16 protein-coding genes are annotated in these 18,426 nt (G+C 59.8%); 10 read left to right on the top strand and 6 right to left on the bottom strand.

Annotated elements, in window-relative coordinates; translation table 11 throughout:
• The first annotated feature begins 14 nt into the window (after positions 1 to 14).
• The 4 genes from gcvT (at position 15) to HDE79_RS10570 (ending at position 4,264) form a co-directional block, all read left to right on the top strand.
• Positions 15 to 1,115, top strand: a complete 1,101-nt coding sequence (gene gcvT / locus HDE79_RS10555) for a glycine cleavage system aminomethyltransferase GcvT (RefSeq protein ID WP_184601924.1) — start codon at positions 15 to 17, stop codon at positions 1,113 to 1,115.
• A gap of 101 nt (positions 1,116 to 1,216) precedes the next feature.
• Entirely contained in the window at positions 1,217 to 1,612 is a 396-nt protein-coding gene (gene gcvH, locus HDE79_RS10560) for a glycine cleavage system protein GcvH (protein ID WP_184601925.1), read from the top strand.
• A 721-nt stretch (positions 1,613 to 2,333) separates the two neighbouring features.
• Complete coding sequence (gene metJ / locus HDE79_RS10565; protein ID WP_184601926.1) at positions 2,334 to 2,837, top strand: met regulon transcriptional regulator MetJ; 504 nt, start codon at positions 2,334 to 2,336, stop codon at positions 2,835 to 2,837.
• A gap of 389 nt (positions 2,838 to 3,226) precedes the next feature.
• Positions 3,227 to 4,264, top strand: a complete 1,038-nt coding sequence (locus tag HDE79_RS10570; RefSeq protein WP_184601927.1) for an energy transducer TonB — start codon at positions 3,227 to 3,229, stop codon at positions 4,262 to 4,264.
• A gap of 72 nt (positions 4,265 to 4,336) precedes the next feature.
• Here HDE79_RS10570 and HDE79_RS10575 read toward each other — a convergent pair whose 3' ends face one another.
• Entirely contained in the window at positions 4,337 to 5,626 is a 1,290-nt protein-coding gene (locus HDE79_RS10575) for a serine hydrolase domain-containing protein (protein WP_184602120.1), read from the bottom strand.
• A gap of 55 nt (positions 5,627 to 5,681) precedes the next feature.
• Between HDE79_RS10575 and HDE79_RS10580 the strand changes: the two genes are divergently transcribed.
• From HDE79_RS10580 to HDE79_RS10590, 3 genes are all read left to right on the top strand, one after another.
• On the top strand, positions 5,682 to 6,269 hold the full coding sequence (locus HDE79_RS10580) for a LemA family protein (protein WP_184601928.1): 588 nt from the start codon (positions 5,682 to 5,684) through the stop codon (positions 6,267 to 6,269).
• 65 nt (positions 6,270 to 6,334) lie between these two features.
• Entirely contained in the window at positions 6,335 to 8,248 is a 1,914-nt protein-coding gene (locus tag HDE79_RS10585) for a M48 family metallopeptidase (RefSeq protein ID WP_184601929.1), read from the top strand.
• Between the two features lie 203 nt (positions 8,249 to 8,451).
• On the top strand, positions 8,452 to 9,714 hold the full coding sequence (locus HDE79_RS10590; protein WP_184602121.1) for an MFS transporter: 1,263 nt from the start codon (positions 8,452 to 8,454) through the stop codon (positions 9,712 to 9,714).
• 62 nt (positions 9,715 to 9,776) lie between these two features.
• Here the strand turns inward: HDE79_RS10590 and HDE79_RS10595 are convergent, their stop codons facing one another.
• The 3 genes from HDE79_RS10595 to mtgA all read right to left on the bottom strand — a co-directional run bounded on the left by HDE79_RS10595 (position 9,777) and on the right by mtgA (position 12,093).
• Positions 9,777 to 10,205, bottom strand: a complete 429-nt coding sequence (locus HDE79_RS10595) for a CBS domain-containing protein (protein ID WP_184601930.1) — start codon at positions 10,203 to 10,205, stop codon at positions 9,777 to 9,779.
• A 135-nt stretch (positions 10,206 to 10,340) separates the two neighbouring features.
• Entirely contained in the window at positions 10,341 to 11,279 is a 939-nt protein-coding gene (locus HDE79_RS10600) for a glycosyltransferase family 2 protein (protein WP_184601931.1), read from the bottom strand.
• Positions 11,280 to 11,352: 73 nt separating this feature from the next.
• Positions 11,353 to 12,093 carry a monofunctional biosynthetic peptidoglycan transglycosylase gene (gene mtgA, locus HDE79_RS10605; protein ID WP_184601932.1) on the bottom strand — a complete coding sequence of 247 codons (741 nt, stop codon included), beginning with the start codon at positions 12,091 to 12,093 and terminating at the stop codon, positions 11,353 to 11,355.
• A 128-nt stretch (positions 12,094 to 12,221) separates the two neighbouring features.
• On the opposite strand from mtgA, the gene HDE79_RS10610 reads away from it, so the two are divergent.
• Positions 12,222 to 13,121, top strand: coding sequence for an Hsp33 family molecular chaperone HslO (locus tag HDE79_RS10610; protein WP_184601933.1), 900 nt, complete (start codon positions 12,222 to 12,224; stop codon positions 13,119 to 13,121).
• Positions 13,122 to 13,200: 79 nt separating this feature from the next.
• Here the strand turns inward: HDE79_RS10610 and HDE79_RS10615 are convergent, their stop codons facing one another.
• Complete coding sequence (locus HDE79_RS10615; RefSeq protein WP_184601934.1) at positions 13,201 to 16,101, bottom strand: EAL domain-containing protein; 2,901 nt, start codon at positions 16,099 to 16,101, stop codon at positions 13,201 to 13,203.
• 265 nt (positions 16,102 to 16,366) lie between these two features.
• On the opposite strand from HDE79_RS10615, the gene HDE79_RS10620 reads away from it, so the two are divergent.
• Together HDE79_RS10620 and HDE79_RS10625 are read left to right on the top strand one after the other, a co-directional pair.
• On the top strand, positions 16,367 to 17,281 hold the full coding sequence (locus HDE79_RS10620) for a hypothetical protein (RefSeq protein WP_184601935.1): 915 nt from the start codon (positions 16,367 to 16,369) through the stop codon (positions 17,279 to 17,281).
• The gene (locus tag HDE79_RS10625; protein ID WP_184601936.1) at positions 17,256 to 17,546 is read left to right on the top strand and encodes a hypothetical protein; all 291 of its coding nucleotides are present in this window, start codon (positions 17,256 to 17,258) and stop codon (positions 17,544 to 17,546) included. Before HDE79_RS10620 ends, HDE79_RS10625 begins: the two co-directional genes overlap by 26 nt.
• Here the strand turns inward: HDE79_RS10625 and HDE79_RS10630 are convergent.
• The gene (locus tag HDE79_RS10630; protein ID WP_184601937.1) at positions 17,512 to 18,414 is read right to left on the bottom strand and encodes a DUF4097 family beta strand repeat-containing protein; all 903 of its coding nucleotides are present in this window, start codon (positions 18,412 to 18,414) and stop codon (positions 17,512 to 17,514) included. The genes HDE79_RS10625 and HDE79_RS10630 overlap by 35 nt on opposite strands.
• Positions 18,415 to 18,426 lie beyond the last annotated feature (12 nt).

The raw sequence follows: 18,426 nt of genomic DNA on the forward strand, positions 1-18,426 counted from the left end.
CAGGCGACACCGCAATGACCGACAAGACCGTACTCAATGCCACCCATCGTTCGCTCGGCGCGCGCATGGTCGACTTCGGCGGTTGGGACATGCCGATCAATTACGGCTCGCAGATCGAGGAGCACCACGCCGTGCGGCGCGACGCTGGCATGTTCGATGTGTCGCATATGACGGTGATCGATCTGCAGGGGGCACGCACCCGTGAATTTTTGCGCCACCTGCTGGCCAACAGCGTGGACAAGCTCAAGGTCACCGGCAAGGCGCTGTACTCGTGCATGCTCAACGAACGCGGTGGCGTCATCGACGATCTGATCGTGTACTTCTTTGACGAGGCGCACTTCCGGTTGGTCGTTAACGCCGCCACTCGCGTCAAGGATATCGCCTGGCTCGAGCAGCAGGCCAAGGCATTCGAAGTCGAGGTGAAAGAGCGTCCCGAGTTCGCGATGATTGCGGTGCAGGGTCCGAACGCGCGCGCCAAGGTGTTTGGTCTGCTGAACGAAAACGATCGCCCGCGCATTGAAAAGCTCGGCAAGTTCTCATCGGCCGCGGCGCAGGGGCCGCACGGCATGCCGTTATTTATCGCGCGCACGGGCTACACTGGCGAAGATGGGTTCGAGATCATCGTGCCAACCGAGCATGCCGTCGCGTTGTGGGAGGCGCTCGCCGCTGCCGGCGTCGCTCCGGCGGGACTGGGGGCACGTGACACGTTGCGGCTGGAAGCTGGCATGAATCTCTACGGCCAGGATATGGACGAGGATGTCTTGCCGTGGGAGGCCAACCTTGCCTGGACCATTTCGCTGGACGAGGGCCGCAATTTCATCGGCCGGGCAGCGCTTGAACTGCAGAAAGCGGCTGGCGTGCCACGAGTGATGGTCGGCATGGTGCTGGATGACAAGGGCGTGTTGCGTCATGGCCAGAAAGTGCTCACCGCCAATGGCGAGGGCGAGATACTTTCCGGCAGCTTTTCGCCGACGCTCAACAAGGCTGTGGCATTTGCCCGTATTCCGGCCGGTGCGCCTGGCGACGTGCGGGTGGACATCCGCGGTCGAGAAGTGCCGGTTCGAGTGGTGAAGTATCCATTTGTGCGCGATGGCAAGCCTTGCGAAGGCATCTGAAATACACATGGGCCGTGATTCAGTTGCCGTACGTTTTGCCCTGCGTCGGATGCAGCTAGAATTCCCCCATCAACCTGCTTAACCAACCACTGGACCCGATCATGAGCGAGATTCCTGGCGATCTGAAATTCCTCAAGTCCCACGAGTGGGCCCGCGTCGAAGACGACGGCCTGGTTCGTGTGGGCATCTCCGACCATGCCCAGAGCCAGCTTGGCGATCTGGTGTACGTTGAACTGCCGGAGGTTGGTTCCGACGTGAAAGCCGGTACCGGTGCTGCAGTGGTGGAGTCGGTGAAGGCGGCATCTGATATCTACTCGCCGATTTCCGGTGAGATCGTCGAGATCAACGAGACGCTCAGCGACAAGCCGGAAACCATCAACGAAGACGCTTATGGCGACGGCTGGATCTTTCTGGTCCGCCCCAGCGATCGTGCCGAACTTGATGAGCTTCTCGATGCGAATGAGTACGAAGAACTGGTCGAGAACGAAGATCACTGAAGCATTGGCTTCCGCGTCAAAACATCAACGGCCGCTTTTGCGGCCGTTGATGTTTTGAGGTGGCTGTTTTGAAGTGCACGCGGAACAAAAAGTATCGTTGTGGCGAGACAGGTTCGCTGAGATTTCAATTGCTCGATGAGGTTGCACATCGGGAGGCGAACGTGAACCTGGTCAGCACACTTTTGTGCGGTGGACGTCGATACCGCAGCGGCATAGATCGATCATTGCAGTGACTAACGTGATGGCAACCAGCCTTCGGTTTTTGCCTGGTGTGACAAAGTCGGAGGCGCGATGGTTGCCTCGTCGTGGCGCCATCGAGAGACATGTGGGTCGCAAAGAAGGATATTTTTCGGGGCGCCAGAAAAATATTTTTTTGGAATTTCAGTGGTGTCCCGTTCATGTCCAGGGCGCCTGGCGATTCGTCGAAAACCAGCGCGTTTTCATCACGCTTTTATCGGGTCATTTATTCTGCTGTAGACATCGAATGGCTTGAAATCGTTGTGCTGCAAAGGTTTCGGGCGATTTGATATTTTAATTGCGTTTTTCATATAGACGTCTGGAAGTCCATGTGTTTTACCAGTCATGGTCGCAGAAGCGTTGCTGTAGCAGGATTTCAGGGGGTTCCGAAAAGGGTGAAGTCAATTGATTTCATGGTTAAAATCAATTGACAGTTGAAATCTTCAGGGATAGCTTTCGCAACAGATCACGGGGAATGTGCGTTATGGCAACAGCAAAATTCATTAAGCCGTATGTCGAGCACGGTGAAAAGGCAAACGCGGTACGCAAGATCACTGTCTCGATTCCGCTGCATGTTTTGCGGCGGCTTTCCGATTTGCGTACGCACCGTCAAGTGAACAACCTTCGGCACGCTACCAACAGCGACTTGTTGGTTGAAGCGTTCCTGCACGCTTTTACTGGGCAACCACTGCCAACTGATGAGGAGCTGAGACGAACTATGGCCACTGCCAAGAAAACCACCGCAAAGAAACCGGCCGCCAAAAAGGCTGCTAAAAAATCCACCGTAAAGAAAGTTGCCGTCAAGAAGACTGCAGTCAAGAAAGCTGCAGTGAAAAAGGTTGCCGCCAAGAAGCCGGCCGCCAAGAAAGTTGCCGCCAAGAAGCCGGCAGCCAAGAAAGCTGTGAAGAAGGCTGCCGCCAAGAAGCCGGCCGCCAAGAAAGCTGCACCGGCCAAGGTGGTAAAAGCCACCAAGACCTCCAAGAAGTAAGCGACGCTCTACGTACATCAATAAAACTAGGTAATCGAGACTTCTCTCCCTGCGGTGCCCAGCGCGGGGAGAGCACTTCGAGAATATTCGTCCCGGCTTGCCGGGACGCTTCGTTTCTGGGGTTTGCAAAGTCGCCGACACGGCAGTTCTTGGCTTCCTGGTCAGCTGCTTGCTTCGATTCTGGCGGGTTTTGCATGGCGCTGCGGGAGACGGATCTTCTTGCGGGCCTTCGCGTCAATTCTCCCGATACGCCCTCATAGCTCACGCGATTTGCCGTGCTGCGTCATTGGGGTTACCTTTGGCACATCCGCGCCGTGATCAGTCTGGGGGCTGCTCGCTCCTACAGGGGGAAAAAGCGCGGGTATCTAGTCGATACTCAGCGAGAGACCATGGATACCCGAAACTTACTCGATAAGCGTCATCGTGCGCGCGGGGCTGCCAAGCCTCTGGTCGTTGCAATCATTGTCGTGCTCGCCGTGTTGGTAATCGGTGCATGGTTTCTGATCATCAAGCCGCATCAGGAGATGATGCTCGAAGATGCGGGTGGTCACCCATCCGGACCCGCCTTGGCATCCACGGGCAAGACGCCGCCGCCGGCCGACGTAGCATCAATGGACGTTAACCAGCTGCTTGGCGAAGCGCGCAAGGCGATCAACGAGCAGCGTTATCTGGCGCCGGTGGGAAACAATGCCTTCGAATTTTATCTGAGGGTGCTGCAAAAGCAGCCGAGCAATCAGGTGGCGTCGGACGCACTGCGCGAGACCTTCCCGTATGCTGCCACGTCGGCAGAGCAGGTCATCAACGCGCGCGACTTCGACGAGTCGCAGCGACAGATCGATCTGCTGGCCAAGGCTGACCCAGCGAACTTCACGCTGACCATTCTGCGTTCCAAGCTTGATGCCCAGCGGAAGCTGCTGGACAAGCAACAGCAGCAGGTGGTGGACCAGCAGAAGGCTCAGCAGGTAGCGGCGCAGAAAGCCGCGTCGGAAAAGGCCGAAGCCGACAAACTTGCAGAGCAGCAGAAGATTCAGGCAGCCGAAGCCGCACAGCTGAAGGCACGTCAAGCTCGCGCAACGCCACAGCCCGCCCAGCAGGTTGCAGCAGTAAAGCCTGCAGCTGGTGATGCCGGCGATAGCGCCGGGATTGGCAATAGCGGGAAAAACAGCGAGGCTATTTTGGTGAAAGGTGCCGAGCCGATCTATCCGCAGATTGCTCTACGCGCGCATCAGAGCGGCTGGGCGGTAGTGGCATTCACCATTGATCCCAACGGCCGCACGAACGATATTCATGTAACGAGCTCGCAGCCAAAGCATGTATTCGAGCGTGCCGCCATAGATGCTGTGGCGCGCTATCGTTTTACTCCCGCAATGAAAAATGGTGAAGCGGTTCCGAGTGCGCGAGAGCAGAGAATCGAGTTCAATCTCTGACAGCAGATTCGCACGTGGAAATAAAAAACGGCGCAGATAGGCGCCGTTTTTTATGCTGGGCCAGTCATTGAATTAGTGATGTCCACGTGTCGTGCGAGGTTTGCTTTTCTTGTGTGATGTAGCCGCTGCCGGTGCAGCGTTACCTTCGATCCCGGCCCAGTCGACGTGTGGCAAGCCGAGTAGACCATCGAACACCATGGGCATCAACCCGCTGGGGACCGGGCCGGTCGAGTTCCACAGAGTGACGACGCCGACGTGATACTTCGGGAAAAAGCCGATCATTGTGCGATAGCCGGCGACCGCGCCTGCGTGGTAAATCAGCGTTTCGCCGGCGTAGTTGTAGACGCGCCAGCCCAGGGCATAGTCGGCCGACTTCAGGCGTGCACTGCGCCAGGGGGTGGCACGCAGTTCGGTGGGGGTGGTGACGCCGGGCGTATGCAGCACGTCGAGCATGGATTGCGGAAGGACGTCCGGACGCCCACCCATCTGCGCGATCAACCATTTTTCCATGTCACGCAGGCTGGCATTCACGCCAGCGGCCGGTGCTACGCGGTAGTAGGTTTCGGTCGGCTCGAACGGTATCCAGCCATGGACCGACGGCCGATGTGGACGCGCCCAGCTCTCGCTCGACTCCAGCGCCGCCAGGCCGTAGCTCGCCGTCGTCATGCCCAGCGGATAGAAGATGCGCTTGTCCACCAGCCGGTAGAAAAAGTCGCCGGTGCGCGCCAGGACGACGTCGCCGATCATGCCGAAGGCCACGTTCTGGTAGCCGTAGCACTGGCCCACGCCGCAGGCCATGTCGACTTCGTCCAGCTTGCGCACCAGTTCTTCGTAGGGGATCTCGCCTTCAAGCATATTGTCGTAGGTGTTGCGCGGAAGACCGAGACGCTGCCCGAGAATGTCGCTGACTGTCGCCGTTGCGCCAGCCTGTGCATCCTTGAGCTTGAAGTACGGCAGCACGTCCACCAGCTTGGTATCCCAACTCAGCTTGCCGTCCTGCACCAGCAAACCGGCAAGCGCGGTGGCAAAGGCCTTGGACAGTGAGGCAAGTCGGAATACGGTATCGGGTGTGATCGGCTTTTGTGTCGACGCATCGGCGTAGCCGACAGTGCGTTCGAAAGCGACCTTGTCATCGATCACTACCGCCGTCGCCAGGCCGGCAACGGCATGACGTTCGGCGAGCTGATCGAGCCAGCGCTGGTAGTCGGCCAGAGTGTCCTTGACTCGTGCCGATGGCAGAGCCCGTTCCGTGGCAGCAGGCGTTGGCGATTTCGGAGGTGCGACCGGGGGCGTTGCGTAAATAGTGGGGCTGGCCACTCCGAGCGCGCCCGCGATCAGCAAAAAACACTTCTTGAACTGCATGGTAGTCTGACGTGGTTCCGGCGTGGGGATGCGCCACAAAGTGGGGAGTATGTCGATGGGGCTGATCATTTTTCTCGTGCTTATCGTTTTGATTGTCGTGTACTTCGTGGCGATCTACAACGGACTGGTGACATCGCGCAATGGCTACAAGAATGCCTTCGCGCAAATTGACGTGCAGTTAACCCGGCGTCACGACCTGATTCCGAATCTGGTGGAAACGGCCAAGGGTTACCTGGCGCATGAACGGGGAACGCTGGAGGCAGTGGTGCAGGCGCGCAATGCGGCAGTGAGCGGGCTGGCTGGCGCCAAGGCCAACCCCGGCGATCCAGTTGCGATGCAGCAATTGTCCGGCAGCGAAAACGCTTTGACCCAAAGTCTGGGTCGTTTGTTCGCGCTCAGCGAGGCGTATCCGGATTTGAAGGCCAACCAGACGATGATGCAGCTCTCCGAAGAGCTCACCTCCACCGAGAATCGTGTCGCTTTCGCGCGTCAGGCTTATAACGATTCGGTGCTGACCTACAACAACAAGCGCGAGGTGTTTCCCAGCTCGTTTGTGGCGAACAGTTTCAACTTTGCCGCGGCCGAGCCGCTGAAGGTCGAGGATCCGGCCGTGCGCGACGTGCCGAAGGTTTCCTTCACCTGATAGCCGATGCCGGCGTGATGTGAGTCACGATAGATTTTCGTGCCAGGTATTCCGCAGGAGACACGATGGACTTTTTTGCTCAGCAGGCGCGCGTGCGCGGCAGCAGCCGTCGACTGGTAGTGCTGTTCGTGCTCGCGGTCGTCGCGATCGTCGCGGTGATCGATGCGGTGGTATGGATCAGCCTGGGGCACCGGCCCGTCAACGGCGAACCGGTCAGGTCGAACGTGACGCTGTTGCTCACCAGCACCATCGTGGTGATTGGCGGCATCGCGTTCAGTTCGTTGTTCCGCATCATGAGCCTGTCCGGTGGCGGCAAAACCGTGGCCGAAAGCGTGGGTGGCGTTCCCGTTCCACCGGATACCCGTGACCCACAGCTGCGCCAGCTGCGCAATGTGATCGAGGAAGTGGCAATCGCCGCCGGTGTGCCGGTGCCGGATATCTACCTGATGGAGAACGAACCGGGCATCAACGCCTTCGCCGCCGGGTATTCGACATCCGACGCCGCGATCTGCGTGACCCGCGGCTGCCTCGATCAGCTGAGTCGTGACGAGTTGCAAGGCGTGATCGCTCACGAGTTCAGTCATGTCCTGAATGGCGACATGCGGCTCAACATCCGTCTGATGGGTTTGCTGTTCGGCATCCTGGTGCTGGCGATCGTCGGCCGCCAAGTGATCTGGTTCGGTGGCGGCCGCAGCAATCGTCGCGATGGCGGTGGTCAGGTCTGGATGATCGGGCTGGCGCTGGTTGCGGTCGGTTATATCGGCTACTTTTTCGGGCGGCTGATCCAGGCTGCGGTAGCGCGCTCGCGTGAATCACTGGCCGACGCTTCGGCGGTGCAGTTCACCAGGCAGACCGAAGGTATCGCCGGCGCACTGAAAAAAATCGCGATCCTCAGCGAAGGTTCCGAGTTGCAGGTGGCCAACAAGCAGGAGGTGGCGCACATGCTGTTCGGCGAAGCAGGTGCATTCAACGCGCTGTTCGCCACGCACCCGCCGCTGCTGAAGCGCATTCGCGCGTTGGAGCCCGGCTTTCAGGAAGCGGAGCTAGAGCGGCTGGCGACATCGCTGCGAAACGCGCCGGCAGCACGCGGTGCTGCCCAGACCGACGATCCGTCTACATTGGGTTTTGCACCGCCGCCGTTGCCGGTTTCCAACGCCAGTACGTCTGCTGTCGCGGCGCAACCCAGCCCTTCCGCAGGCAGTTTCCAGCACGCTGGTGTCTTGCGGCAAAGCCTTCCGGACACGTTGACACTTGCCGCGCAGCAACCCGAGTCGGCGCTGTTGCTGGTGCTTGCCCTGGCAGCATCCACGCACAATACGCTGCAGATGCCGCAGCAACGACTCATCGCCGATGCGTTCGGTGATGATGTGCAGCATGCTGCGACCGTGCTCGCCACCGACGTGAATACCCTGTCACCCGCGCTGCGCATGCCGCTGGTCTCACTGGCTTTCCCAGCACTCAAGCAGCTGCCGGATGGGCGCCGCCAGACCTTGCTGGTCACCCTCGAAGCACTGGTCCGAATGGATGACCGGATCGATCTGGACGATTACTGCCTGATTCGACTGCTACGCATGCAGCTGATCGAGGCCACGCAGCCACGACGTGCGCCGGTGGATGGTCAGAAAAAATTGCCGGCCTGCCGCGATAGCGTGCGGTTGGTGTGTGCCGTGGTCGCTACTTACGGCGCCACCGAGGAGACGTCCTCACGACGCGCGTGGCTGCTGGCGATGCAGCAGGCGTTCCCTGGTGAGGCCCTCGACTGGCAAATGCCGCCAGCGGCGTGGCAGGCGCCGTTCGAACGAGCGCTGGCTGATCTGGACGGATTGATGCCAACTGCGAAGGAGATGTTGATCCAGAGTCTGGTCAGTGCGATTCAGGCTGATGGCGTGGTCACCTCCGAAGAGGCTGAGCTGGTGCGAGTGATCTGCGCGAGCCTGCACTGCCCACTGCCGCCGCAAGTGGAGCTGCAGCACGTCTAGCAGGATTCGCTCATTGGCGATGCGTATCTGCGAATTCAGACATCTCCTCGCAGCACCGAGGATCTAGCCAGGAAAATCGCATGCTGTGGCAGAAGCGCCGCAGGTGCGTGCTAGTCTTTTTGTGCACCCCCGTGGATACGCTCTTGAACTCATCTCGTCATGCCGTTGTAGGTCATCCTATTGTGGCGCAGGCCTCCGCGCCAATGCTGTCGGCGCTGGCGTTTTTTTTCGTGATGACGTCGTATTACATCGTCCGGCCCGTGGGGAATCAATTGAGCGGTGCGGTTGGCTCGCAGTCGCTGCCGCTTTTCTACGGCGCCGTGTTCGTCGTGATGCTGCTGCTGACACCGGTATTCGGTTTGTTGGTAGCGCGCTTTCCGCGCCGGCAACTATTGGGCTGGAGCTACAGTTTTTTCATTCTCTGCCTGCTGGCATTCGTGCCGGCTTTCGTCGTGCAGGACCGCATCGGGGCGCGCGAACTCGGTGTGGTGTTTTTTGTCTGGGTCAGCGTGTTCAACCTCTTCGTGGTGTCGCTGTTCTGGAGTTTCATGGCCGACATCTTTTCCAGTCTTCAGGCGCGAAAAGTGTTTTCGCTGATTGCCCTGGGCGGCATGGCCGGAGCCATCTTTGGTCCACTGGTGACCAAATTCCTGGTGCAGTGGATTGGCGTGGCCCCATTGCTGATGGTCTCAGCGGTAGCGCTCGGCCTGGCACTGATCCTGCTGCTGCGAATTTCCGCTCAGCACGATCGGCAGCCGGGCAGCCATGGCGAAGAAGCTGTGGGTGGCTCGCTGTGGGCTGGCGTGCGCGAGCTTTGGTCGCGCCCATTTTTGCGCTATATGGCGCTCCTGATGCTGTTCGGTGACGGCATCGGCACCTTGGCCTATGCGTTGGTCGCCGACTACGCGAAGGCGCATGTCATCGGCAACGTAGCGCGCACGGCGTTCTACAACGATCTGGATCTGTATACCAATATACTTGGCGCGCTGCTGCAGCTCACGCTGACGCCCTGGCTGTTGATTCGCCGCGGCGCCGGTTGGGGGCTGGTGTTGCCGTCGATTGTCAACCTGGTCTTGTTGGCGGGCGTTGCATGGCTCGGTGGTGGCAGCATCACGGTGTTCGGCTACGGTGTGTCCGTGCTGGTGGTGCTGATTGTCACGACGCGCGGCTTTGCCTACGGCATGACCAAGCCGGCAGTGGATTCGCTGTACACCCGCGTGCCGCTCGAGACGCGCTACAAGGGCAAGAATTTTGTCGAGACGGCCGTATGGCGTTTCGGCGACTTGCTGGTGACCAGTTCCGTGAACGGCCTGCATGCGTTCGGTCTTGGCGTTGCGGGACTGGCATTGCTCGGCACCGGTGTCGCCGCGCTGGCAACAGCGGTGGCGCGGCGCGCGGGCTGGTCTCCCGATTTGGCGCCCGATGGGCCGCGGGTGATCGAAGCCCCGAAGCCGCCGCAGAAGTGACTTCATTCCTGCCACCGCGAACGTGGCGGTGGCAGAAGGGTTTCGATCTCAGGCGATGTGGGTCAGCTCGTGATATAGCGCTGCAGATGTTCGATCTGTTCCGCCTGCGCGTCAATCACCGCCTTGACCAGATCGCCGATCGAGATCACGCCGACCACGGCATGGTCCTGCACCACCGGCAGGTGCCGCACGCGGCTGTCGGTACATAACCGCATGCAGTCGAACACGTCGGTATCCGGACTCACCGTCAGTGGTTCGCTGCTCATGATGTCGGATACGGCGGTCTGCGCCGAGGATCGTCCCTGCAGGATGACTTTGCGTGCGTAATCGCGCTCCGACACGATGCCCAACAGGTGACCATCGCGCATCACCAGCAGCGCGCCAACGCGGTGCTCGGCCATGTGCTTGATCGCTTCGAGCACGGGCGCTTCGGGGGCAATGGTGAAAATCGCGTTGCCCTTGCTTTCCAGCAGATGTTTGACCTGATGCATGCTTGGGTCTCCCACAGGCCCGGGCGGGCCGAGTCAGTCGAGTCTACCCCCGCTCAGCTACCAGAATGTAGTGATCCTGTAAAGACCTGTCCGGCCGGCGTTTGGTGTCCATCGCGCAATCAAAATCCTCAAAACTCAATGCAACTGGCGCGGCTGGCGCTGCTCCTCGATGAAATACAACGGCCGCCGTTTGCTCTCCGCATAGTTCCGGCCCAGATATTCGCCAATGACGCCCAGTGCCAACAGCTGCACGCCGCCGAGAAACAGGATCACCAGCATCAGGGTCGGGTAGCCACGTACCGCATCGCCGTAGAACAGCGCCCTGATCAGCACGATGAATCCATACACGAAAGCCAACCCGGCTGAGGCGATACCGACCCAGGTTGCCAGGCGCAACGGTGCCGTGGAAAACGAGGTAATACCTTCGATGGCCAGCTGTGCCAGCCGCCAGTAATTCCATTTCGTGGTGCCGGCCTGGCGAGGTTCGCGCAGGTAGCGCACGGCGGTTTGCCTGTAGCCAATCCAGCTGAACAAGCCTTTCATGAAACGCTGACGCTCGCGCAGTTGAGCGAGCGCATCCAGTGCGCGCCGCGAGAGCAGACGAAAATCGCCGGTATCGCGCGGTATCGCGGTGTCGGACAGCTGATTCATGCTCCGATAGAAGGCTGCCGCGGTGAATCGCTTGAAGCCGGTTTCGCCTTCCCGCGCACTGCGTGTGGCATAGACCACGTCAAAGCCGGCGCGCCATTGTTCAACCAGCGCGGGGATGAGTTCCGGTGGATCCTGCAGGTCAGAATCGATCACCACGGCGGCATCGGCCGTTACGTGATCGAGGCCGGCGGTCATCGCGGCTTCCTTGCCGAAATTACGTGAAAGTTTGATCGCGCCGGTGCGTGGATCGTCGGCTACCAGCTTCTCGATAATTGACCAGGTATCGTCCTTGCTGCCGTCATCGACGTAGAGCACATCGCAATCCAGCGAAAGGCTATCCAATACCTTGCTCAGGCGCCGATGGAAGACCATCAGCACGTCCGATTCGTTGTACGCGGGAACGACGACGGTAAGTTGCGGCATAGATGTCGCCGAATAAAGGATGCGCCATGCTAACCAAGTGTTGCCGGTCAGGCGAATCGGCGACGGCGGACCGTCAGCGCTTCATCCGCGGTGTTGCATGGCCTTCGATATAGCCCGGTCCGCCCAACTGCGTCATCTGCTGCTCAATCCAGCCGGCGCGACGCATCACGTAAGCACTGGGCTGATCGGCATGCAGACGACGCGGGCTTGGCAGTACGGCCGCTAGTCGGGCCGCCTGCGCGGGGCTCAGTCGTGCAGGGGCGGTGTGGAAAAACGTATCGCTGGCAGCGCCCACGCCGTAAACGCCGTCACCCAGCTCGGCGATGTTGGCGTAGACCTCGAGAATGCGCTGCTTCGGCCAGGTTAGTTCGATCAGCACGGTGAAGTACGCCTCCAGTCCTTTGCGCACGAAACTGCGACCGTTCCACAGGAAAAGGTTTTTCGCCGTTTGCTGGCTGATCGTGCTGGCGCCGCGCAAGCGCCCGCCGTCATCGGCTTCGTCGATGGCGCTATGAATCGAGTCGAAGTCGAAGCCGTGATGGTAGGGAAACTTCTGATCTTCACCCGCCACCATGGCCAGCGGCACCCATGGGGAGATCTGGTTCCACGGTACCCAGCGCTGGCGCAGATGGAAATTCGGCTCGCGATGCACCCACGCGCCAAGCTGGCGTTCGACCATCACTGCCGATGTCCATGGCGGCACAAAGCGCAGCACCAGCACCAGCAGCCACGTCATGAGCAGCCATGCCAGCACTATGATCGCCAGCAGGCGTAGCAGACGACGCAATGGAGAGCGACGGGAAAGGTTGGACATAGCGACACGCAATCGGAAGTATGGCGAGTATAAGGGCGTTGTTCCGAGCCGGCCGCGCCCCCATTTGAATGCCTTGCCGCAAATGCGTGCCCAGACCACAACACTCCGATCTCACGAGGGCTCTTGCCTTGGAAAACCTGCCAGTCGACGACGTTCTCTATCGCTTCCTGCTCGAGCACGCGGGTATCCGCGGCGCGCTGGTTCGGCTGGGTCCGGCATGGCGTGATGTGGCGGGTCGCGCGGAGTATCCACCGGCGCTGCATGCTGTGCTGGGCGAGGCGCTGGCTGCCAGTGCGCTGCTTACCGGCAACATCAAGCTGGACGGTGCGCTGTCGATCGAACTGAAAAGCACTGGCGCATTGCGCCTGCTGTTCACTGAATGCAACGACGAAGGTCGCCTGCGTGGCCTAGCGCGCTGGAATGATCCGCTGATCGAGCCGCTGGAGTTGCATGCGCTGCCAGATGCCATCATGGCGATCACCATCGGCAACGTGGAACGTGGTCAGCGCTATCAAGGGCTCGTTGACTTGCAGCATCCTGGGTTGGCCGATGCGCTGGAAAATTATTTCGTCCAGTCCGAACAGCTGCCCGCGCGCATCGTGCTGGCCACCAGCGCTGATTACGCCGTTGGCCTGATGTTGCAGAAGGTGCCCGACGAAGGCGGCCGCGACGCGTCGGATGACAAGGACGCGTGGAACCGTGTCGTCCAGCTCACGGCCACGCTGGGCGCTGACGAATTAATGACCACGGCGCCGGCGGAGCTGCTGTATCGGCTGTATCACGAGGAGTCCGTGCGGCTGTTCGAATCGCGTCCGCTGGCGTTCGGTTGCAGCTGCAGTCGCGAACGGGTGACGGCGATGCTGCGCTCGCTGGGGCGCGAAGAGGTCGACGCGGCGCTGGAGGCCCGCGAAGGCGAGATCGAGGTGATCTGCGAGTTCTGCGCGCAACGTTATCTGTTCGATCGAATCGACGCGGAGCATCTGCTCAGCGACAGTGCAGTGTTGGGAACGCCAGACACGACACAATAGTGCATGGGCTGAGTCGGTCTGAATATCGGGACGGAAAGGCGTCGGTGCATGGCTCGACGCGTTGTCGCTGAGGAAAGGATCAGGTCCGCCGCGGTGGCGTGACGGCGCCGAGCCAGGTTTCCGCAGCCTGCGGCATGGCGAAGAGGAATCCCTGGCCATAGCGGCAGCCGACTTTCATCAACGCCTGCCGCTGGGATTCTTCCTCAATGCCTTCGGCGATCACTTTCATCTGCAGTGAGTCGGCCAGCACCTGGATCGCGCGCACCAGCGCGAGCCCTTGGGTTTCCTGATCGTCGACAGGCAGCTCGGTGATAAAGGAACGATCGATCTTCAGCGTCTCGAACGGGTACCGATGCAGATAGCTGAGCGACGAATAGCCCGTACCGAAATCATCCAGCGCGATACCGATGCCATGGTTGCGCAGATTCTGCAGCATCTGTTTCACCTGGTTGGGATTCTCCAGCAAGGCGTGTTCGGTGACCTCGATGCGGATGCATTGTGCAGGCACCGCATATTGCTCGAACAACGCGAGCAGCTTCTGATCGAGATCGGGAGAGCGAAAATGCCGACCGGATACATTGATGCTGATAAAGCCATCGGCACCGATCAGCTTCATGCCTTGTTTGCAGACCTGCTCGAAGATATGCCAGTCGATCGCCTCGGCGCAGCCGCAGTCCTCGGCGATCAGCAGAAAATCATGTGGCAACAGCAACCCACGCTGGGGGTGATGCCAGCGCAGCAACGCTTCGTATCCGGCAACCCGGCCATCGGCTAGCTCCACGATCGGCTGATAGAACGGCACGAACTCGTTGCGACTGAGCGCGTGGCGTAGATCGCTCTCCATGTCCAGCAGCGACAGCGCCTCGCGACGCAGCCGTTCGTCAAACATCGCTGCCCGATGACGACCACCATCCTTCGCGTTGTACATCGCTGCGTCGGCATCACGCAGCAGCTCTTCGGGCTGCTTGTAGTGCGGGCTGGACAGGGCGATACCGATCGAGGCAGAGGTGAAAATCTCCTTGGTGCCAAGCCGGAACGGCGTCTGCAGCTCGACGATGATGCGTTCGGCGATCACCATCGCCTTGCCGGTGTCGGCAATGCCCTCGAGCAGTACGGCAAATTCATCGCCGCCCAGCCGTGCGACTACGTCGCGGGTCTTCAGGCAGGCCCGAATACGCCCGCCGACCTGGAACAGCAGATCATCACCGATCAGGTGACCCACCGAATCGTTGATGACCTTGAAGCGGTCCAGGTCGATAAACAGCACGGCAAACTGCTCGATCGGATTTTCGATGTAACGCTGCATGGCCTGCTCCAGCCGTTGCAGCAGCAGGGTACGGTTGGGCAGGCCGGTCAGCGAGTCGTGTAGCGTCTCGTATTTCAGCCGTCGCTCGACACGTTCGCGTTCGGCGATCTGTTCGCGCAGGTCGCGATTTGCCAACGCCAGCGCGCGGGTACGTTCGGTGACGCGACGTTCCAGCCCCGCATAAGCCTGCTTCAGTGATGAGTCGGCATATCGGCGCTGCAGCGCGTTGGCGATGTGGTAACTGACGAAGGTAAGCAGCTCTTGATCACGTTCGTGATAATTGTGTTCGAGCGAGTAGCTTTGCAGCGCCAGTACGCCCATGACTTTGTCGCCCCAGACCAGCGGCACGCCAAGCCAGCAGACGGCACTCGCGCCGAAGTGTGAGATTTCGCCCGTCGCTACCAGTCGATCAATGTCGGCAGGAAACGCTAGCAAAGGAGTGCCGTGGCGCAGGACATATTCGGTCGCACCGCGACCATGCATGCGCGGAGGGCGCACGTTATCAATCTCGTCGACGGAGTAGGGGAAAGTCAGTGACTCCGTTTCCTCATCGACCAGCGCAATATAGAAATTGCGTGCGTAGAGCAGACCGCTGATCGCTTGATGCACGGCTGTGTAAAAATTTTCCAGGCTGCCCGAGGTATTGGCCAGCTCGGCAATGCGGAACAGCGCAGCTTGCAGACGTTCGCCACGTTGGCGCTGCAGAACCTGCTGGCGCAGCACACGATTGGCCTCGCGCAGCGCGGCAGTGCGATCGGTCACCCGGCGGCCCAGTTCGAGATGCGCCTCGCGTCGCTCCAACGCTGTCTGCACGTGCTGTGCAACGTAACTCAGCAGCTCAAGGTCATGCCGGGAGTAGTGTGTATCCGTGCGATAGCTTTGCACCACGATGCCGCCGACGACCTTGCCTGCGCGCAGCAGCGGAACGCCCAGCCAGTGTTCGCAGCTAGGCCCCATCAGCACGAAGCGCTCGCCGAACTGCTGCCCCAGTTCCTCGATCGAGCCCATCATCGGCCGACCCTCATGCAACAGGTTCCAGGTCAGACCGTGCAGCATTTCCTGCAGCGGCATGTCCTGATCGGGCGGCGGCGGATCGGTATCGACGGTGTCGATGTAGTAAGGGAAGCGGATGGTGTCAGTCGTGGTGTCGTGTAGCACGATATAGAAGTTTTCGGCATACATGAGGCTGCTGACGATGGCATGCAGCGAGCGCATCATCTCGGGCATGTCGTGTCCGGCACCGGCCTGTTCGGCGATGGCATACAAGGCGCGCTGCAGCCGCTCGGCCAAGGCCAGACGCGAGATGGCCTCGTAGAGCCGGCTGGTTTCGGCTAACTGGCGCAGACGCGCGCCGGAAAGTCGTCCAAGCCAGGCCAATTGTTCCAGCACGTCATCCAGCAACGGCTGACCGTCCCACTCCATGGTCAGTGTACGTGAACCCTGGGGATCCTCGGCGAGTTCAAGCTGGGCCGTCAACGGAGCCGGTTGTTCATCTTTGTGTCGCCAGCGAAGCTGTCCGTGAATACCCAGGCTGCGCACCATCAGCTCGCCAATGTCCATCACACCACCCGCATCGGACGCCTCGAACAGTCGTTCGACGGCATCACGCAGAGACGCAAGATCTCGCGCCACAAGAAATGGCTGGGATTGACGGATCGTTGGCGTGACACTCATGGAGGTAATAGTTCCGGGCCGGTCTTGTGATCGACGTATCGGTACAGCGTTTTGTTGTGTAAGCTTATATCGTGTAAGTTGGCTTCGTAGCCAGCTTTGTGACGTACGGGGAACTCAATACTTTCAAAGGTCATTCAAGGGCCTTGGCCCGCTTTTTGTGAGCTGGTAGGGGCTTTTGACTGTATTTGAAGGGTGTTAGTTATTTGTAAAGTTCGGGTATACTGCATTCGCAAGATATCCACCGGAAACGACGTTACCCAAGCTCATGCGCCGACTGTATTTGCCACTGCTGATGTTCCTGTTGCCGCTCGCTGCGGCCGGGCAGTCTGCGGTTGGAGATAACGCGGTTGCCGAACAGCTGCTGTCACAGCAGCCGGCGCAGATGGCTCAAGTTGGACCCGGCGTAGTTGTGCCGCTCTGGCTTGGTGCCAATGGTCATCTGCTGGCGCTCAAGGCGGATAACGGTAGCAGCGCTGATGCGCTGCGCAACAACTCGCTGCTGTCCTTTCACGTGGTTGACGCATCCAGCGTCACGTCGACCGGTCTGCAATATGGCTTGGCGCCGAATCTGCAAGCGAACGCGGAGATCAGCCAGCACACCTGGGTCAATCAACCCACCCGCGTTATCGGCAGCGAAGTGGGCGCCACGTATAACGCCGGACGCTACAGCCTTGGCTTCAGCGTCGGCGCCAACAGCACGCAGGACAACAACCCAACGTTGCCGCGCATACTTCCAAGCGTTGCGGCGGGTGTTGATGGCTTGTCGAGCTTTGACAGCAGTGCCCAGGTCAATGCACGTGGTCGATTGGCATTCGGCAATACCAGTGGTATCGATTTGGGTGCCAGCGTTGGCCGCATCCACTTGCTGCCGGGCAATCTGCTGGGCATCAATACGCTGGACCAGAAAGCCTTGAGCTTTGGCGTTGACCATGGCGCGTTGAGCGGCATGTTGATTGGTCGCACGATGGAGCCGCAGCTTGGCGTCCCCGGCGCCAATTTCAGTCCCGACCGCCGCTGGAACAGTATCGATCTGGGTGTCACGTGGCGTCTGCCGTGGCGCGGCCAGTTGAGCGTCGGTGCGCAGAATCTTTGGTCATCCGGTACGCCTTCCAATACGCCGGTCGGTCCCGAGCCGGATCAGTCGCGTACGCCTTATGTGCAGTACCACCAGGATCTCTGATCGTTCGCTGGTTTTCGAAACCGAACTTGAAAACGCCATCGCTCACACGATGGCATTTTCGCTTGTGGCAAGCGAAATTTTTAATTACGCCATTTATGGCAAGCAGTTTGTGATTGCGCCATTTATGGCAAGCGGATTTTTGATCGTGCCATTTATGGCCAGCAGACCTATAAGCGTGCCATTTAAGGCTCTGCACTCTGCAAACGTGTTTGCGACCAAGCGGCTGACGATCAGTCCTGTTTGCGGATGTGCAGATCGCCGCTGAAGGTTTCGATGTTGATCTTGCCGCTGCCGTTGCCCAAATGGACATCCAGACTGCTGCCTGGCCCGTGCTCGGGTTTTTCCGGCGTGCCGAAGTCGCTGCGCAGATCACCGCTGAAGCTGCTCGCGTGAAGCGAGCCGGAGATGGTTGAAGGCAGTTGCAACTGCACGTTGCCGCTCATGCTGTCGATCCCAATATTGCCATCGGCAGCAACGCTGCCAGCCAGTTGCACATCGCCAGACACGGTGCTCAAAGTCAGCTTTTTCCAAGGGCCGCCATTGGCCTGAATATGGCCGGAGATCGTCTCCAGCTTTACTTCGTTGCCGAGGGTCGGCGCAAGGATGTCGCCGCTGACCGTCTGCAAACTGGCTATTTCGGCATGGCCAGCCAGTTCAATATTGCCGCTGACGCTGTCCACTTTGAGCGACGGTGTGCGCGCACTGATGCGCGCCCTGCCGCTGACGCTGCTGATCTCGATGTTGCCACCGTCGAGCCCATCGAGGACCAGCGGCGCGCTGACCACATTGATATCCAGTGAAGCAGCCTTGGGCACGTGCAGCTCCAGTGTGCTCGGTGACATCCTGCTGTCGCTGCTCCAATTCAACCAGCCTGAGCCGCCCTGGGGTTCGACCTTGATCGAGAGGTCACTGTTGCTGCCGGTGATCGCCAAGGGTTTGGTGCCATCACCGAGTTGACCGCTGACCTGTACTTCATTGCGATCCCAGCCGATGACGGTCACCGTACCGGCGACGTTGCTGACGCTGACGCGGGCCGTGGCGCTGGCGTCGTGGCGCAGATTGATCGGTGTCTCAGCCGAGGCCTGACCAATGCAAAAACACAGCAGTAGTGGAAAGTAATGGGTAGTTTTCATGGTCATTCCTGA

It is taken from the genome of Rhodanobacter sp. MP1X3 (genome assembly GCF_014207165.1).
In the GTDB taxonomy this organism is placed as follows: Bacteria; Pseudomonadota; Gammaproteobacteria; order Xanthomonadales; family Rhodanobacteraceae; genus Rhodanobacter.

Bases quoted from the DNA above. Each gene is read 5' to 3' on its own strand.
- gcvT (WP_184601924.1), top strand. From the start codon at position 15: ATGACCGACAAGACCGTACTCAATGCCACCCATCGTTCGCTCGGCGCG.
- gcvH (WP_184601925.1), top strand. From the start codon at position 1,217: ATGAGCGAGATTCCTGGCGATCTGAAATTCCTCAAGTCCCACGAGTGG.
- metJ (WP_184601926.1), top strand. From the start codon at position 2,334: ATGGCAACAGCAAAATTCATTAAGCCGTATGTCGAGCACGGTGAAAAG.
- HDE79_RS10570 (WP_184601927.1), top strand. From the start codon at position 3,227: ATGGATACCCGAAACTTACTCGATAAGCGTCATCGTGCGCGCGGGGCT.
- HDE79_RS10575 (WP_184602120.1), bottom strand. From the start codon at position 5,626: ATGCAGTTCAAGAAGTGTTTTTTGCTGATCGCGGGCGCGCTCGGAGTG.
- HDE79_RS10580 (WP_184601928.1), top strand. From the start codon at position 5,682: ATGGGGCTGATCATTTTTCTCGTGCTTATCGTTTTGATTGTCGTGTAC.
- HDE79_RS10585 (WP_184601929.1), top strand. From the start codon at position 6,335: ATGGACTTTTTTGCTCAGCAGGCGCGCGTGCGCGGCAGCAGCCGTCGA.
- HDE79_RS10590 (WP_184602121.1), top strand. From the start codon at position 8,452: ATGCTGTCGGCGCTGGCGTTTTTTTTCGTGATGACGTCGTATTACATC.
- HDE79_RS10595 (WP_184601930.1), bottom strand. From the start codon at position 10,205: ATGCATCAGGTCAAACATCTGCTGGAAAGCAAGGGCAACGCGATTTTC.
- HDE79_RS10600 (WP_184601931.1), bottom strand. From the start codon at position 11,279: ATGCCGCAACTTACCGTCGTCGTTCCCGCGTACAACGAATCGGACGTG.
- mtgA (WP_184601932.1), bottom strand. From the start codon at position 12,093: ATGTCCAACCTTTCCCGTCGCTCTCCATTGCGTCGTCTGCTACGCCTG.
- HDE79_RS10615 (WP_184601934.1), bottom strand. From the start codon at position 16,101: ATGAGTGTCACGCCAACGATCCGTCAATCCCAGCCATTTCTTGTGGCG.
- HDE79_RS10620 (WP_184601935.1), top strand. From the start codon at position 16,367: ATGCGCCGACTGTATTTGCCACTGCTGATGTTCCTGTTGCCGCTCGCT.
- HDE79_RS10625 (WP_184601936.1), top strand. From the start codon at position 17,256: ATGTGCAGTACCACCAGGATCTCTGATCGTTCGCTGGTTTTCGAAACC.
- HDE79_RS10630 (WP_184601937.1), bottom strand. From the start codon at position 18,414: ATGAAAACTACCCATTACTTTCCACTACTGCTGTGTTTTTGCATTGGT.